General features: G+C 58.4%; 14 protein-coding genes. 5 read left to right on the forward strand and 9 right to left on the reverse strand.

What is annotated here, in order from left to right; all coding sequences use genetic code 11:
- Positions 1-59: 59 nt before the first annotated feature.
- Complete coding sequence (gene topA / locus RQ935_RS04685) at positions 60-2,789, reverse strand: type I DNA topoisomerase (RefSeq protein WP_311497420.1); 2,730 nt, start codon at positions 2,787-2,789, stop codon at positions 60-62.
- A gap of 420 nt (positions 2,790-3,209) precedes the next feature.
- On the opposite strand from topA, the gene RQ935_RS04690 reads away from it, so the two are divergent.
- Positions 3,210-4,967, forward strand: coding sequence for a CAP domain-containing protein (locus RQ935_RS04690; protein WP_311497421.1), 1,758 nt, complete (start codon positions 3,210-3,212; stop codon positions 4,965-4,967).
- Between the two features lie 120 nt (positions 4,968-5,087).
- Positions 5,088-5,621 (forward strand): hypothetical protein, encoded by a 534-nt coding sequence (locus RQ935_RS04695; protein ID WP_311497422.1) that lies wholly within the window; start codon positions 5,088-5,090, stop codon positions 5,619-5,621.
- A gap of 86 nt (positions 5,622-5,707) precedes the next feature.
- Here the strand turns inward: RQ935_RS04695 and RQ935_RS04700 are convergent, their stop codons facing one another.
- The 5 genes from RQ935_RS04700 to uppS form a co-directional block, all read right to left on the reverse strand.
- Positions 5,708-7,546 carry a phosphoenolpyruvate carboxykinase (GTP) gene (locus RQ935_RS04700; RefSeq protein ID WP_311497423.1) on the reverse strand — a complete coding sequence of 613 codons (1,839 nt, stop codon included), beginning with the start codon at positions 7,544-7,546 and terminating at the stop codon, positions 5,708-5,710.
- A gap of 252 nt (positions 7,547-7,798) precedes the next feature.
- Entirely contained in the window at positions 7,799-9,085 is a 1,287-nt protein-coding gene (locus RQ935_RS04705) for an adenylosuccinate synthase (RefSeq protein ID WP_311497424.1), read from the reverse strand.
- A gap of 115 nt (positions 9,086-9,200) precedes the next feature.
- Positions 9,201-9,374 (reverse strand): cutinase, encoded by a 174-nt coding sequence (locus tag RQ935_RS04710; RefSeq protein ID WP_299296816.1) that lies wholly within the window; start codon positions 9,372-9,374, stop codon positions 9,201-9,203.
- A 156-nt stretch (positions 9,375-9,530) separates the two neighbouring features.
- Positions 9,531-10,943 carry a PhoH family protein gene (locus tag RQ935_RS04715; RefSeq protein ID WP_311497425.1) on the reverse strand — a complete coding sequence of 471 codons (1,413 nt, stop codon included), beginning with the start codon at positions 10,941-10,943 and terminating at the stop codon, positions 9,531-9,533.
- A gap of 98 nt (positions 10,944-11,041) precedes the next feature.
- The gene (gene uppS, locus RQ935_RS04720; RefSeq protein ID WP_311497426.1) at positions 11,042-11,818 is read right to left on the reverse strand and encodes a polyprenyl diphosphate synthase; all 777 of its coding nucleotides are present in this window, start codon (positions 11,816-11,818) and stop codon (positions 11,042-11,044) included.
- Positions 11,819-11,926: 108 nt separating this feature from the next.
- On the opposite strand from uppS, the gene RQ935_RS04725 reads away from it, so the two are divergent.
- Positions 11,927-12,619, forward strand: a complete 693-nt coding sequence (locus RQ935_RS04725; protein ID WP_299296893.1) for a hemolysin III family protein — start codon at positions 11,927-11,929, stop codon at positions 12,617-12,619.
- A gap of 196 nt (positions 12,620-12,815) precedes the next feature.
- Entirely contained in the window at positions 12,816-13,301 is a 486-nt protein-coding gene (gene greA / locus RQ935_RS04730) for a transcription elongation factor GreA (protein WP_311497427.1), read from the forward strand.
- Here the strand turns inward: greA and RQ935_RS04735 are convergent.
- From RQ935_RS04735 to xseA, 3 genes are read right to left on the reverse strand one after another with little or no spacing between them, the layout of a single operon-like run.
- Positions 13,261-14,379, reverse strand: coding sequence for an acyltransferase family protein (locus RQ935_RS04735; RefSeq protein ID WP_311497428.1), 1,119 nt, complete (start codon positions 14,377-14,379; stop codon positions 13,261-13,263). The two genes, greA and RQ935_RS04735, sit on opposite strands and share 41 nt — an antisense overlap.
- Entirely contained in the window at positions 14,376-14,630 is a 255-nt protein-coding gene (locus RQ935_RS04740) for an exodeoxyribonuclease VII small subunit (protein ID WP_299296827.1), read from the reverse strand. The genes RQ935_RS04735 and RQ935_RS04740 overlap by 4 nt, the downstream gene beginning before the upstream one ends.
- Before the next feature lie 6 nt (positions 14,631-14,636).
- Entirely contained in the window at positions 14,637-15,899 is a 1,263-nt protein-coding gene (gene xseA, locus RQ935_RS04745; RefSeq protein ID WP_311497429.1) for an exodeoxyribonuclease VII large subunit, read from the reverse strand.
- 182 nt (positions 15,900-16,081) lie between these two features.
- Between xseA and ispH the strand changes: the two genes are divergently transcribed.
- A complete protein-coding gene (gene ispH, locus RQ935_RS04750; RefSeq protein ID WP_311497430.1) occupies positions 16,082-17,086 on the forward strand; it encodes a 4-hydroxy-3-methylbut-2-enyl diphosphate reductase in 1,005 nt (334 codons plus the stop codon).
- Positions 17,087-17,289 lie beyond the last annotated feature (203 nt).

Raw genomic sequence — 17,289 nt, forward strand, 5'->3', positions numbered from 1 at the left:
TCCACAGGTTCCCCTAGGCGTGGTCTCGCTGTTGGGGGTCGAGACCAGCAGGTTTTCGCTTACTTTTTCTTGGTCTTTGCAGTAGTTTTCTTCGCCGTAGTTTTGCGTGCCGGCGCTTTGCGTTTCTTAGTTGGCCCTTTGGCGCGTTTTATGGCCAAAAGTTCAAACGCGGAGCTTTCGGTCAGCGTGGCGGGGTCGGTGCCGCGCGGCACGGTCGCGTTCGTGGTTCCGTCCGTCACATAAGGTCCATAGCGGCCGTTCTTAAGGGTGACTTTCTGGCCCGTTTCGGGATCCTCGCCAAACTCCATCATCACCGTTTGCGACGTCGCCGCCCGCCCGCGAGTTTTCGGAGCTGCCAGCAACGCCAATGCCTCTTCGGTCGTCAACGTGAACAGCTGTTCCTCGCTTTCCAGTGAACGCGTGTCAGTACCGCGCTTGATGTACGGCCCGTACCGCCCGTTAGACGCCACAATGTCCACGCCTTCACTGTCCTGACCGACCGTGCGCGGCAGGCTTAACAGCTGCAGGGCTTCCTCCAGGGTAATCGTGTCCGGGGACTGAGTTTTCAGCAGGGAGGCCGTCCGATTCTTGGGTTTCTTTTTCGCGGTCTTCTTTGCTTTGGTGTCGCTGTCCGTCTCGGCTTTCGGTTCCGGGGCCAGTTCCTCCACGTAAGGACCAAACCTGCCGTTCTTGGCGACAATCTGAAGTCCGGTTTCGGGGTGTACCCCCACCACCCGGTCGCCTTGGGCACCTTTTTCCAACAGTTCCCGGGCCATCTCCAGAGTCAGCTCATCGGGAGCCACTGTATCTGGAACCGAAGCGCGTTCCTCGCCGCGCTGCAGGTAGGGGCCGTAGCGTCCCACGCGCAGGGCGATTCCTTCACCCAGCTCCACTGTGTTTAGGGCGGCAGCATCAATATCTCCCAGCTCCGCCACCGCGCGCTGTAGCCCTAATCCTTGCAGGTCAGAGCCTTTACCGTGACCGTACCAAAAGTCCTTTAACCACTGGGTGCGGTCGGCTTGCCCGGCCGCGATTTTATCCAAATCGGCTTCCATATCTGCCGTAAAGTCGTAATCAATGAGCCCGGGCAGGTTTTCTTCCAGCAGTTTCACCACGGAAAACGCCAGCCATGACGGCACCAGAGCCTGCCCGCGGCGATACACATACTGCCGATCGACAATGGTGGAAATGGTCGAAGCGTAGGTGGAGGGTCGCCCTATCTCGCGTTCTTCCATCGCTTTGACCAGCGACGCGTCAGTGTAGCGGGCGGGCGGGGTCGTGAAGTGCTGCCGCTCCTGACCGGAGTCCAGGTTATTGAGATGTAGCCGGTCCGCGGCTTGCATCCGTGGCAGTCTCGCCTCGCCGGTCTTGCCCTCGCCGGAAGTCACCGCGGGCTCATCGCCCTCATCCCGGCCTTCCTCGTAAGCGGCGAGGAAACCGGGATTTTCAATCACTGTTCCGGATGCCCCGAACTCGGCGTGAACCGAGCCATCAGCAGGAACAGCCGCAATCTTCACCGACACGGTGGTGCCGGTGGCATCGTTCATTTGGCAAGCCAGGGTGCGCCGGAAGATGAGGTTGTATAGCTTCCATTCGCGCGCATTGAGTTTGCCTTCCAGACTCGAGGGCAGTTGGAACTGCTCCCCCGCGGGGCGGATAGCTTCGTGAGCCTCCTGAGCCCCTTTCGTCTTTGTTTCGTAAATTCGGGGTTTGGCGGGTACTGCATCCTTGCCGAAGCGGCTCACCGCCAGGGACCGAGCCGCGGAAATAGCCTGTTCAGACAGGTTGACTGAGTCGGTACGCATGTAGGTGATGTAGCCGTTTTCGTACAGAGACTGTGCCACGCGCATCGTGTCTCGCGAGTTCAACCGTAGTTTCCGGGACGCTTCTTGCTGCAGGGAGGACGTCGTGAACGGGGCGGGGGGACGGCGCCGATAAGGCTTGGAGTCTACGTCGTCGACCGACCAGGTCGCGCCTGTGCTGATGGCGTCAGCCAGCTTTCGTGCCGTGGCGCCATCCAGCGCAAACACCCCGGCCTTTTGTGCCGCGGACTTGAGCTTTCCGTGCTCGTCAAAGTCTTTGCCGGTCGCAATGCGTTTGCCATCCACCTCCCGCAAGGTGGCGGAGAACTCGGTGCCGTCCGCCTCGGGAGTCAGCCACGCCACCAAATCCCAGTATTCAGCAGAGGTAAAACTCATCCTGTCGCGTTCCCGGTCGACGACCATCCGGGTCGCCACCGACTGCACCCGTCCTGCTGACAAGCCGGTACGAATCTTGCGCCACAGCAGGGGGGAGACTTCGTATCCGACCAGGCGGTCGAGGATACGGCGAGTCTCTTGGGCATTGACCAGGTCGGTGTCTAGCTCGCGGGGGTGGTTCAGGGCGTGGTTGATAGCGTCCCTAGTAATCTCGTGAAACACCATGCGTTTCACGGGGACTTTCGGTTTCAGCACCTCCAGCAGGTGCCAGGCAATAGCCTCCCCCTCGCGGTCCTCATCAGTGGCCAGCAGGAGTTCGTCAGCATCTTTCAGCCGGGCTTTCAGCTCGCTAACTTTCTTTTTCTTATCCCCGTCAACCACGTAATACGGCTCGAAGTCGTGATCCAAGTCAACCGCGAACTTCGCGTAGCCGGTCTTTTTCAACGCGGCGGGAAGATCAGAGGGCTGCGCGAGGTCACGAATGTGACCCACCGATGCCTCCACGTCGAAGTCGTCGCCAAGAAACCTCCCAATGGTTCGGGCTTTCGCCGGGGACTCGACAATCACGAGTTTTTGGTTTGCTTCAGCCACTAAGTCTTACTCCTTTTAAATGCGCAAAAAATGAGTTTACCTTCTGAAAGATACCTCGAATTCCCCGATTGGGTAAAATTCAGGGGTTTTCCGGGGGACTTTGTCACCATCGAAATTGTCAGGTCTAATCGCCCTTTCTGCTTGTGATTTATATCACACAAGCCTTACCGGCACCACGTACATCCGACCTTTTGCACTCCCACTCAGCGCAAAGACCAAGGGTAGACCCCCTGCCGGAGGAAAAGCGGACCCAACTCCCTTTCGCTGGTCTCGCCTGCAAGAAGTCGCGATATATAATTCTCATTCACGACTCATAAAGGTCGATACGATTAAAGAGGGAAAGTGCGCCCAATTCACCTGGTCTTTGTCAGATTGGAAGGAGGCCGGGGCGTTGCCGTTTTGCGAGGGGAGGGCTGAACGATGCGCCGTGCGTTAGACACTAAACTGACGCCAGCACTGGCATTCGTCTCCATCGTCGGTATCCTCGTGGCATGTGTGCTGGAAGTTCCCGCTAGCGGGCATGGCAGCAAATTCGGTGCGGCAAAAACCCCCGACCGAGTCCACTCCGCCGAACTGCACCAGCCGGCGCCACCGGACGACAACTTTATCGACACGACTTCTAAATCTGAAGTTCGCCGTGCCTACCTGGCACATTACGAAAAAAACATGATTCGTCCCGCCATGAGTGTCGGGGTGGACCTGGAAAAATGCGACCCCGGTCAAGCCGTAACGGACGGGATTCTTCCCATTATGGAGGCCTGGAATTTTATGCGCGGTCTCAACGGCTTAAACGCCGTCACCTTGGACACTTCGGGAGCAATCGCTCCCTACACTCAAGCCGCCGCAATGGTCAGCGCCCGCAACGGCAAACTGTCACACTATCCGGCGGTAGAGGGGTTTGCTTGTGCTACCGATGATGCGGTGCGCGGGGCAAGACATTCCAACCTCGCCCAATCCATCTCACAAACTTCTGCAGAAACTGCCCTATGGTACTACATGGATTATTCCAGCCAATCCAACCCCACCAATGACCAGCTCGGGCACCGCCTGTTTATGATGGATCCGCAGTTGTCCCTGACTTCTATCGGGGCCGTGGCAGGCTATACCGCTATCTCGGTTCGCACCGGTGAACCCTATCCGGGGCTGCCCGCCGAAGCCATGCATAATCCCCAAGCCCCCTCCCCGGAATGGATGAGCTGGCCATCGGCCGGGTTCTTTCCCAAACAGCTGCTGACCTCGGTTGGGGAAACCAACTCGGGGATGGATCTGGAACGTTGGAGTTTCTCGGTACTGAACGCGGACCTTTCCTCCGCGAAAGCCAGCATTATTGACCCGACCGGGCACCCGGTTCCGCTCACCACCATTCACCCCGGCGAAAAGGGGGTCACGTTCACGCCTCGTGCCATCGCGGACTACTCCACCCTGCTGATGAAGTTCCCCACGATTGAACGAAAGCCTGTCGGCCAGGAAAACCTGGTGTACAAAGTCAAGATTGACGGGGTGAAAAACGCGCCGAAGAGCACCTATGAATATCAGGTGGCGCTGTTTGACCCGCTGACCCCCCTGGAGAAAACCGCGCCTCAGATTCAGCTGATGGAACAACCCCTCACCGGTGTGGGATACAAGCTTGTCAACCCGATTAGGATGCAAGTCTCGGCTTGGCCGGTGCCGAAATATCAGTGGCAAGAACGCGACCATGCCGGAGCCTGGAGGGATATCCCCGATGCGACCCAGGAAACTTTCACTCCCGATGGTATCTGGACTTGGAACCGATCCAAGAACACCGAATATCGCCTGATGGCGACCTCTTCGGAAGGAACCGCCACTTCTGAACCGGTGCGGGTGGCGGTGCAGGGGCTAAAGAATATGCCGACCAGCGCAAAAGCCCCGGTGGGGTCGCGTGTCTCGTTTGAGGCGTCACCCATCATGGATCCTGACGGCTCCCTATTCGACACGACCTATGAGTGGCAGGTGAAACGCGCCGGAATCTGGCAGCGAATCTTCGACGACGGGCATTTTGAAGACACCACCACGAACCGCCTGTCTATCAGTCGGGTTACCCCTGCTGACCAAGGGCTTGCGTTCCGCTTGGTAGTTCGCTCCAAGATTTTCAAACTGTCCGGCTACGACGTGGTGGTTTCCTGGTCGGACGGCAACGCCAAACTCACGGTTTACTAATTCTTACTTAACATTTCTTTGCTAAGTCTTGACGATCGTATCCTCACTAAATTACGATTTTTTTATTGCTCCGATGAGGGGCAATGGCAGAATATTTCGACTTCAGAAAGGATACGCGCAATGAACAAACAATACCGGACACTTCACCGCAGCTGTGCGGGCACCGCGCTGGCTTTAGCTATGCTGGGCGTTGCGGCTTGTTCACCGGCAACTGAAAATGCTGCCACTGATACGCCTGAGAGTACTCCTGAAAGCACAGGACATATCTTGCCGACGGCGCAAGTGAAAGCTATTACCGACGCGGTAAATGCTGATGTCGAGGAAGGGTCAGTTAGGACTACATCTGGTCCGAAACCGAGCTATCAACTTGATGCCAAGAAACAAAAGACCATTATGAATATCAGAGATGAAGATAAGTCCAAGTGGGAGAAAGGAACCTACCGGTTCCAAGTTTTTTGCATCGGGCAAGGCACTCTGAACGCATCGTTTACGGTTGGTGACCAAACGGAATCTATTTCGGATATGGTTTGCTCCGATGGCGTGACTTCAGAAAATGTCACACTCTCGATTGACGAGGCCGACAATAGCGTGGTGAGCATTGAACCGTCAGACGACGCGAAGATCGAAATTGCTTATCGTATTGATAAGTTATAACCATAAATAATTCTATAAAGGCGGGCAGTCACCGAATGGTGACTGCCCGCCAAAATATTAATGGGTCAGTGCCCCATGAGCACTAACTACTTGGCTGCCTTGAGGCGCTCACGCAAGCCTTCCAGCTCTGCCTTAAGTTGAGCCGGGAGCTTGTCACCGAACTGAGCGAAGTACTTTTCGGTATCTTCGGTCTCAACCAGCCAAGCCTCGGGGTTAATCTCAAACAGGGCATCCCAGGCGGCCTTGTCGATGTCCAAGCCCTCCAGGTTGAAGTCCTCGAACTTCGGGTACTCACCGGTCGGGCCGTCAATGGCGTCAACCTGGCCGGACACGCGCTTGACTACCCAGTCGAGCACGCGGGAGTTCTCGCCGTAGCCGGGCCACATGAACTTGCCGTCAGGCGTCTTGCGGAACCAGTTGACGTGGTAGACACGCGGGAACTTGTCGCCCAGCTTCTCTTGCATCTCTAGCCAGTGACCCCAGTAGTCCGCCATGTTGTAGCCGCAGAACGGCAGCATCGCGAAGGGATCATGACGCAGCGAGCCAACCGCGCCTTCCGCGGCAGCGGTCTGTTCGGAGGACACGTTCGCACCAATGAACACGCCGTGAGCCGGGTTCTTTTGCTCGGTCACCAGCGGCACGTTCGAGGCACGGCGGCCGCCGAACAGCACGGCGTCAATCGGCACGCCCTCGGGAGCTTCCCAGTCGGGGCAGATAATCGGGCACTGCGCGGCCGGGGCGGTGAAACGGCTGTTCGGGTGAGCCGCCTTTTCGCCAGAATCCGGCGTCCAGTCCTTGCCGTGCCAGTCAATGAGGTGGCTCGGGGTCGGCCCGTCAATGCCTTCCCACCACACATCGCCGTCATCAGTCAAGGCGACGTTGGTGAAGATGGTGTTTTCCTTCATGGACTCCATGGCCATCGGGTTGGTGTCATAAGACGTGCCGGGAGCCACACCAAAGAAGCCCGCCTCCGGGTTGATGGCGCGCAAAGTGCCGTCCGGGCCGGGACGCATCCAGGCGATGTCGTCTCCGATGGTTTCGACCTTGTAGCCCTTGATGGTGGGCTGCAACATGGCGAGGTTCGTCTTGCCGCAGGCCGACGGGAAAGCCGCCGTCACGTGGTAGCGCTTGCCGGTCTTTTCGTCCGTCAGACGCAAAATCAGCATGTGCTCGGCCATCCAGCCGTCGCGGCGCGCCATGGTGGAAGCGATACGCAGCGCGAAGCACTTCTTGCCCAGCAGGGCGTTGCCGCCGTAACCCGAACCGTAGGACCAAATCTCGTTGGTCTCGGGGAAGTGGGTGATGTACTTGGTTTCGTTGCACGGCCAGTTCGTATCTTTCTGGCCCGGCTCGAGGGGAGCGCCCACGGAGTGAACCGCCGGCACCCACGGCTTGCCCGAGTTAATCAGGTCCATCGCCTTGGCACCCATGCGCGTCATGATGCGCATGTTCAACACCACGTAAGCGGAGTCGGTCAGCTCAATGCCCAGCTGGGAAATCGGGCCGCCCAGCGGACCCATCGAGAACGGCACCACGTACATGGTGCGACCCTTCATCGCGCCCTGGAACACGCCATTTTCCCCAATCAGGGTTTCCTTCATTTCCTTGGGGTCTGCCCAGTGGTTCGTGGGGCCAGCGTCCTCTTCCTTTTCACAGCAGATGAAGGTGCGGGATTCCACACGCGCCACATCAGACGGCAGCGAGCGCGCCAAGAACGAGTTCGGGCGCTTCTCAGGGTTCAAACGGGTAAAGATTCCGGCATCAACCAGCAGTTGCGACAAACGGTCCCATTCCTCTTGGGAACCGTCGCAGAACTCAATAGATTCCGGAGTCGTCATTGCCGCGACCTTAGCAACCCACTTAACTACCTCTTCAGGAGCATTTGCGGGAGCTGCAGCGCGGACATCGGTTTCAGTAACAGCCATAAAGGGCCTCCTACATAGAATGTTTCTCTTACACGGCAATTATCGCGCATTTTCGAACATTGTGCAGGGAGTTAAGTCCTACCCCGAGGTGAATTTTTGCAACTTTTCGACATTCGGAAAGTCAGTAAAGCTGTGAACTGCGGCACCGCGGGTTCCCCAAAGCGAACCGTCGCCCCCGAAAACGCCAGACCGAAAGTACCGCTCACCAGCGCGCTTGTGCAGGCGAAAGCGGAAAAGGAAACCGAAACGAACTTAGATGAGGGTGTAACGCACGATGGCGTCTTCACGCGAAGCCCCCGTACCGATGACGGAGATGCGGCAACCGACCTTTTCCTCCAGGTAAGCGACGTAGTTCTGGGCCGCCTTGGGGAGCTTCCGGAAGTCGGTAATGCCGCTGATATCCTCGCCTTTCCAGCCGGGGACTTCTTCGTAAATCGGGCGGGACGCGGCGAAATCGACCGAATAGTCGGGCATCTGGTCGGTACGTCCGCGCGGGGTCTCGTAGCCCACGCAGACCGGGATTTTTTCAAACTCGGACATAACGTCCAGTTTCGTCATCACCAGGTCGGTCAGGCCGTTGACGCGCACGGCGTAACGCACTACCACCGCGTCAAACCAGCCGGTACGGCGCGGACGTCCCGTCGTCGCCCCGTATTCTGAACCGAGTTTCCGCAGCTGTTCACCAGTTGCATCGGTCAGTTCGGTCGGGAAGGGCCCTTCGCCCACGCGGGTCGTGTAGGCTTTCATAACCCCGACCACTCGGTCGATGCGGGTCGGGCCGATACCGGTACCGGTGCAGGCTCCTCCCGCGGTGCAGTTCGACGAAGTGACGTAGGGGTAGGTGCCGTGGTCGATGTCCAGCATGGTTGCCTGACCGCCCTCGAACAGCACCACCCGCTTTTCGTCCAGCGCGTTGTTCAGCACCAGGGAGGTATTCGCCACCATGGGGCGCAGCCGCTCCGAGTAGGACAGCAGTTCCTGGGTGACTTCGATGGGGTCGATAGGTTCGGCATGGGACCAGCCCTGGGAGAGACTCTTGACAAGGTCGGACATGACGGTGACTTTTTCGCCCAAAATTTCGGGGTCGAACAGGTCCTGAACTTGGATTCCGATCCGATACATTTTTTCGGCGTAGGTCGGGCCAATCCCGCGGCCGGTGGTGCCAATCTTGCGATGGCCACGGTACTGTTCAGAAGAACGGTCTATGGCGATGGCGAAAGGCGTGATGACGTGGGCGCGGCTGGAGATGAGCAGTCGTTCGCAGGGCACGCCTCGTTTTTCCAAGTCGTCGATTTCCTGGAACAAAACTTTCGGGTCGATGACGGTGCCGTTGCCGATGACCGGGGTCACGCGCGGGGACAGGATGCCGGTAGGCAGCAGGTGCAGAGCAAACTTTTCACCATTGACCACCACGGTGTGACCAGCATTGTTGCCACCATTGTATTTGACCGCAAAATCCACGTCTTTGGCCAGCTGATCAGTTGCTTTTCCTTTACCTTCGTCGCCCCACTGGGCTCCCAAAACTACTATCGCAGGCATTGTTCTTTTCGTCGTCCTTTGGAAATCGGGATTGCGCGGCACGCGCAGAGTCAGTCTAGCAAATCATCGGAGCCTTTGACCTCTCGGCTCATGGCTCAGAGATAACGGCGGGGAATCAGGGACGCGAAGACGCCTCCAGTTCGGCCCATTCAGAGGGAGTCAGCCGGAACACGCCCTTTTCCTCCGCTAGGCGTTTGGACGCGAGCGCGGCAGCGATGGCTGAACGCATCAGCAACGATTGTGCCTCCGGAGGAAACGGGAGATCTTGCGGGTTTTCGTCATCACGCACGGGTATCAAACTAGCATTCAGGGGCGAATTTCTGCGGTATCAACACCCGAAACCGCCCAAAATCAACCAGATTTGTCCCCTTTGGCGTGCCTAAGTCTGCCTGGGGCAGCGCCGCCCAAGAGAGCGGCTCGTGAGGGACGATTTTAGCGCGGCGACTCAGTAATCGAGCAGGCTCGTGACCAAATCCGCGATGGCGCTGCGTTCCGAACGAATCAGGGTCGTGTGGGCGAACAGGGACGAGCCTTTCAAATCCTCGATAACCGCGGCGATACCGTCATAACGTCCGACCCGCAGGTTGTCGCGCTGTGAAACGTCGTGAGTCAGCACAATTTTGGCGTTCTGACCCATCCGCGACAGCACCGTCAGCAACACGTTGCGCTCCAAGGACTGCGCTTCATCAACAATCACGAACGCATCATGCAAGGAACGGCCGCGAATGTGGGTCAGCGGCAGCACCTCCAGCAGGCCGCGCGCCACCACCTCGTCAACAACTTCGGGAGCCACAATCGAAGATAAAGTGTCGAACACGGCTTGCGCCCACGGATCCATTTTTTCTTCACCGCTGCCCGGCAAGTAGCCCAAGCTCTGCCCCCCGACCGCGTAAATGGGACGGAACACGACAATCTTGCGGTGCTCGTGACGTTCCACCACCGCGTCCAACCCGGCCGCCAAAGCCAGGGCAGACTTGCCGGTGCCGGCCCGCCCTCCCAGGGACACAATCCCAATTTCCGGGTTGACCAGGTGATCCATCGCGATACGTTGCTCGGCGGAACGCCCTTTCACGCCGAACAGTTCCCGATCCGTACGCACCAGATGTACCTGATTGTCGCCCCAGATGGTAGCCAGGGCGGAGCCTCGCGGGGAACTCAAAATAATTCCGGTATGGATGGGTTGGTCCTCCAGCGAGGGGATTTCGGGTTCTTCAAAGTCGACGCTGTTGTCTTCCTCGTTCACCAGGCTCGTTGGGTCGCTGCTATAAGTCGCGACATCGTTTTCTTCATCCCCCGGGTCGTTTGTCAGCACAATCGTGTCGAACTCCACCGCGCCGTCCTGATAGAGCCGAGACATGTCCTGTTCGCTCATCTCGCCGCGAATGACCCCGCGATAGGTGTCCGCACTCGACAGCGGGTTACGGTACACATCGGCGTCCAAGCCGATAGAGGAAGCTTTGACCCGCATCGGCAGGTCTTTGGACACGACCGTCACGTCCGCCCCGGTTTTCGCCAGGTTGGCGGCGACCGCCAGAATCTTCGTGTCATTGTCACCCAGGCGCATCCCGGAGGGGAGCACCGAGTCGTCGATAGAGTTCAGCTCCACCCGCACGGTCCCCCCTTGTGAACCGACCGGAACCGGCTGATCGAGCCGACCGTTGGCGATCCGCAAATCGTCGAGCAGGTGCAGCGCTTTACGGGCAAAATATCCCAACTCCGGATCGTGGCGCTTTTTCTCTAGCTCGGTGATGACCACCACCGGCAAAACCACCTGGTGTTCGGCAAACTTCAGCAAGGCCTTCGGATCGGACAACAACACGGACGTATCAAGCACATAGGTGCGCGCGGGGGTAGCCATGTCTTGACCCTATCAATAGCACGGGGTTCGAGCGTGCTAAAGCGCCGCCTTTACAAGGTTCTTACATTTGCAATTTGTCGGGGCGGGAGCGGCGCGACTCACTTTCCCAAGCGGCGTTCCCGATTTCCGTAGTCGCGCAGGGCACGCAGGAAGTCGACCTTGCGGAAGCTCGGCCAATACGTTTCACAAAAATAGAACTCCGAATTCGCGCTTTGCCACAGCAAAAATCCGCTGAGACGCTGCTCCCCCGAAGTGCGAATCACCAGGTCAGGGTCCGGCTGACCCTTGGTGTACAGGTGCGCTTCAATGTCCTCCAAACGGATTTGGTCAGTCAAATCCGCCAGGGTTTCGCCTTTTTGAGCTGCTTCGTTGAGGTATTCCCGCACGGCGTTGACGATTTCCTGACGTCCCCCATAGGCGACCGCGATATTCACCACCAGCGCGTTTTCCGGCCCGGTTCCATCCGCCGCGTGCAGGATTGCGGCCAGGCCCGGGTCCAGCAGGGACGTGTCGCCCAACACCCGCAAATGGTAGCGGCCCGAGGCTTGCAAACCTCGCACGGTATGGCCGATGACGTCTTGCAGGGGCTTGAGCTCCGCGGCTTTCCGACCCAGGTTGTCAATCGAAAGCATCCACAAGGTAACGACTTTGACGGGCCATTCCTCACACCACTGCAAAACTTCGGTAATTTTCAGGGCTCCGCGCTGGTGACCGCGGGTCGCCGGAGCGCCTTCCGCCTTTGCCCAGCGCCGGTTTCCGTCCAGGATAATGCCGATATGCTGAGGCACCCCAGCCGGGTTAATTTCACGAGCCAAACGTCTGGCGTAAATTCGGTAGAGGATTCCAGGCTTTGACTTTTTTACGGAGCTGCTCACATAATCAGTTTAAAACATTAAAACACTTAACTTGCCTGTCTTGACTGGTGCGGGTGGGGCAAGCCGAGCGGGGGGAATGTTATGGGTGTGAAATCTGGCAGGACGCTGATGCCGCGTCTGGTTAATCCTCGCACCGGGCGTCCCTACACTTTTCAACGGTGGGATTGGAAAGCGATGCGCCGCAAACCCGCCCTGCGGGGGTGGATTCACACGGTCGCCACGCCGCTGTCGATGGCGGCTTCTATCGTGTTGCTGGTGTTGGCGCCGAGTTCCCTGAAGTTTGCCTGTGTTGTCTATATGCTGTCTTCCCTGGTGCTGTTTGCGATGAGCGCGGTGTATCACATGGGTTCGTGGCCGCAATCGGTGGACGCGATTTTGCGCCGTTTCGATCACGCCAATATTTTCTTGCTCATTGCCGGCACCTACACGCCGGTTTCGTTCGGTCTGCTGGGAGGGCGCGATAGAACGATTTTGCTTTCAGTAGTCTGGGTGGGGGCGATTTTGGGGATTGCTACCTCGTTGATTTGGCCACACGCCCCCCGCTGGATAACCACGATTCTTTACGTGGTTTTAGGCTGGGTTGCCTTGATGTATTTCCCCGAGCTCTACGCGGCTTCCCTCCCTGCTTTCTGGATGCTGGTGGCAGGCGGTTTAGCCTACACGGTCGGGGCGGTCATCTATGCCACGAAGTGGCCGAATCCTGATCCTACGATTTTCGGTTTTCACGAGTTTTTCCACGCTTGGACTGTCGCGGCCTGGGCGTGTCACTGCGTTGCGGCTTATTTCGCTATTCTCGGTTAGGGCTCACAAGGCCGGTGGTTCGGGTTTCCTCGCGGCAGCGGACTTTTGCCGGGCTGTTTCCATTTTTCTAGCGTTTTACTTGATTTTAATATCTGGTAAAGTATTGAACGCTTGCGTTGCGGCTGATTTTTTGAAACAAGCTTGCTTTCTGTGCCTGACGCAGGCGCTAATCTTTTAATCTTTCAAGGAGACGATTATGGCTGAAGAAGCGAAAAAAAACTGGATGACCCAGGCGTCTTTTGACCGTCTACAAGCGGAGCTCGACGAACGCACGGGCCCAATCCGCTCGGAAATCACCAAGAAGATTGACGCGGCCCGTCGCGAAGGCGACCTGAAAGAAAACGGCGGCTATCACGCGGCTCGTGACGAACAGTCCCAAAACGAAACCCGCATCTTGGAGTTGCAAGAAATCCTGAAGTACGCCGAGGTTGGCGAGGCGGCCGCCGATGGCACGATCGGACCGGGCAGCGTGGTAGAGGCGAAGGTCGGACCGAAAAAGATGACTTTCCTGTTGGGTTCGCGTGACGCCGCCAAAGGAATGGACATTCAAGTGTTTTCCCCAGACGCTCCCCTTGGGGTAGCGCTGGCTGGTCACCGGACTGGCGACACCGTGGAATACGTAGCGCCGACCGGCAAGAAGATCAAGGTTCAGGTGCTGGACGCTCACCCCTACCAAGGCTGAGCTTTCCCTCACGTTTGGTGCAATATTCCGCCCAGGTTTTCGACCAGGCGCTGAGCTGGGAATCAATCGGAGCGGTGAGGCGCGCCATCAGCCACGCCAAGCCAACCGTCGCCGCGAAGCACGTTAGGGCGTAAACGTAGGGAGCGGCATCGGCCATGCCGAGTTCCCGCAGCGCCAGCATCGGCAGACGCTGCAGCACATAAACCCAGAACAGGTGTTTGCCAAACCAGTGCAGCACGGGATTATTCAGATGTAAGAACAACGTGATTTGCACGATTATCAGGCAAAACAGCATGGCTTCGAGTTCGAACACCAGGAAGCTCCGGTGGTCGAGCTTGGTGGTGAGGACAAAAAGCGCCACCGTGACGAGTAGCGCGGAGATGTAGCCCACGGTGCGACGGTAGACGCGCTCGAAGTGGTCGCGGGCCAGGCAGTAGCACATGCCCAGCAGATAGCAACACAACGTGTTGTAGGTGTAGGTGGCGCTACCTTTGAAGTGCCACATGAACACGGTGAAGCCTCCCACCAGTACACAGTTCAGGATGAAAGCCAACCACGGGCGGCTGCCTAGGATTACGAACGCCAGCCAAGTCAGGGCATAGAGCACCAGAATCGCGAAAATGTACCAGCTGGAAGAGCCGATAGATTTCCAGCCGAGGAACGCCCAGACGGTCTGAGCCGGGGTGAACGGGCGCGAAAGCGACAGGTTCATGATGATGAACAAGACCTGGGCGATAGCGAAGTTCACCCAGGTCACGCCCACGCGCTTGAGCGGCATAGTGTGAACATAGCCGGGCTTGTGCGCTAGGGAATATGCCACTCCGTAACCGGAATAGAACAGGAACAAAGCCACCATCAGCTGACCGAGCCCCGTGGCAACGTGATGCATCACTCCATCCCACGCCGGGTTATAGTGCATGTAGGAACGGATGTGGGCATAAAAAACAATCAGGATAAAGACACCGTTGATGCGGGTCGTGTGGTCGTGATCGAGGTAACCCTCGAAATTGTCACCGCGCCGATGAATCCTGGCACCCCACAACACCAGAATGACAATAAACAGCAGAAACAGGTTCATTGGGCTTGGCGTTCGGCGAGCCGCTCCTGAGCGGAGTCGAGGATAGCCTGGCAGCGTGAGGCCAAGGCTTCTCCGCGATCCCACAGTTTCAGGGTGTCCTCCAAGGGAGCTTCAGCGTTTTCCAGGGCCTGCACGGTTTCGATGAGTTCGGCGCGAGCCGCCTCGTAGCTCATCTCGGTGACATCCTGGTTGCCTGTCGCGCCTGTTCCCGCCGCGTCAGTCGGGGTTTGCTGAGGATTTTTTTCGCTCATGATTCTTTACCTTTCATCGGTGTTTGGATTCGTGCCAAAAACGGTGGCGACCAGGGAGCCGCGCGCCAAGACGGCCTCCAGGAGGTCGCCCTTCTGAACTGCACCCGCGTCTGTCACTACGGTTTGGTCGGGTTTGCGCAGCACTGCATACCCGCGTTCCAAAGTGGCCTGGGGCGAGATAGCTCGCAAGGTTGCCCGCGCCGCCGCTATGTCGCGTGCCTGATTAGCCAGGACCGCCGCGACTCGCGACCGCAGGATTTCCAAGCCGTGGTTGATGTCCCGGCGCCGCTCGTCTAAAGCCGCCAGCGGATTTTGCATGACCGGCCGGGAGCGAATCGCGTCAAGTTCACGCAGGCCCAGCTCTATACGGTTGGAAATGAGCGCCGTCATCCGGGAGCGTGCCCCTGACACCCCCTCAATTTCAGCGGCCAAATCCGGGACAATCCGTTTGCCCGCATCGGTAGGGGTGGAGGCGCGAAAGTCCGCTACAAAATCCAGCAGCGGGGTGTCTTCCTCATGGCCAACGGCGGAAACGATGGGGGTGCGCGCCGCAAAAGCCGCTCTCACCACGCTCTCATCGGAGAATCCCAACAGGTCCTCCAGGGCCCCGCCCCCGCGCGTGACGACAATCACGTCAACCCCATCGAGGGCGTCAAGCTCAGCGATGGCCGCACTGACTTCCGCCGCGCAGCGTTCCCCTTGCACCGCTACCTCGCGAATCTCGAACTGTACCAGGGGCCAGCGCCGCGTCGCGTTTTCAATCACATCGGCCTGTGCTCGGGCGGCATGCCCGCAGATAAGCCCGACCCGTCGCGGGAGGAACGGCAAAGACTGCTTGTGTTCTCGGGCAAAAATCCCCTCGGCAGCAAGCTTTTGTTTCAGCTGTTCCAGCTGTTCCAGGAAACCACCCAGGCCGGCCGCGTGAATCTCCGATGCCATCAGGGCCAGCGCCCCGGTTTTCAGGTAGAAATCGGGCTTGACCCGCATCACCACCCGCGCCCCGGCGCTCAACGCCGAGCCGGCCGCAGCCACCACCCCACCAAATGCCTTGACCTGCATAGACATATCGGCTTCCAGGTCCTTTGCCACGAAAAAGGACATCCGGTTGCCGGGGCGTTGGTTGTATTCGATGATTTGCGCTTCCACCCAGGTCGGATCGACCCGGTCGACGTATTTGCGCATATTTTCGCTCAGGCGGCTGAGCGGCCAGGGGTTTTCCCGGGTCGTGTCTCGCGCCAGTTGCGCCGGTTCTGGTTTTCTCACTTCCATGACTCCATCATGACACAGACCCCGGAGGCAAAAATTTTCGAGTTTTGCCCCGGGGCGCAAACCGCTAAACTCAAGGCAGTTGCGCACCCGCCCGAGAAAGGGCGCCACCCGGACTGCTGACCGGGGGACCTAGTGCGTCACCGAAAACTCTACCGGGGAACCTAGTGCGAAAGTGAGGACGGATGGGGAAAGTATTGCTGGCCTCGCCGCGAGGCTACTGCGCCGGGGTAGACCGCGCCGTCACAGCGGTGCAGCGCGCACTCGAAGTTTACGGTCAACCCATCTACGTGCGCAAAGAGATTGTGCACAACAAATTTGTGGTGCGCACGCTGGCTGACGCCGGGGCGATTTTTGTCGATGAATTGTCCGAGGTCCCCCCGGGTTCCCGAGTGGTTTTCTCAGCTCACGGGGTGGCTCCGAGCGTTTATGCTGAAGCCGAGCAACGCGGTCTGGAAGTGATTGACGCCACCTGTCCGCTGGTTTCCAAGGTGCATCGGGAGGCACGGCGTTACGCCAACGAGGGCTACGACATTATTTTGATTGGCCACGCCGGTCACGAGGAAGTGGAAGGAACCTTGGGTGTTGCCCCCGACAAGATTCACGTGATTGACACGGATTGGGTCGATACCTCGGCGTTGAGTGCCGCGGGGGAGGAATCCGGGGACGACGCGGTGGGCGACCCGCCCACCGCCGCGGATCCCCTGGCTGGACTCAGCACCGACCCTGATGCCTTGCTGATTTGGCTGTCCCAAACGACTTTGTCGGTGGATCAGACGGCAGCCACCGTACAGCGTCTGCAGCGCAGATTTCCCGGTTTGATTAGCCCGCCATCTGACGATATTTGCTTCGCGACCCAGAACCGGCAGGGCGCGGTTAAGGCTATGGCGCCCCAATGTGAAGTTGTCGTAGTTGTCGGTTCGGCCAATTCTTCGAACTCAGTGCGGCTGCGGGAAGTCGCCCTGCAATCTGGAGCCGGTGCAGCCTACCGAGTTGAAGGCGCCCACGAACTCAATCCGGATTGGTTTGCGACAGCCAGTACCATCGGGGTGACTTCGGGGGCTTCGGTGCCGGAAGTCCTGGTGACCGAGGTGTTGGAGTGGCTGGCGCAACGCGGTTTCGACGAGGTGCAGACGGTGCAAACCACGCAGGAAACGACCTCTTTCTCTCTGCCAAAACCCCTGCGCTAACCGCCTCGGTCCGTTCTGATGACATCGGGCTGGGTTGCGAGGTCTGGTGGCGTTCGGGGGATGCCTCTCAGTCGCAGAGATACTTGGAAAGCTGCGCTTTCCGTGCCGCTTCCTGGACTTTGGCAATGCAAGCGAGCTTGCGCTGCCAAAGTCTGCGTCGCGGTGGTCTCCCGTTCTGTTTTTCTAAGCGGCAAAGCCGCTAA

The sequence above is a fragment of the uncultured Mobiluncus sp. genome (genome assembly GCF_963511525.1).
Taxonomy (GTDB): domain Bacteria; phylum Actinomycetota; class Actinomycetes; order Actinomycetales; family Actinomycetaceae; genus Mobiluncus.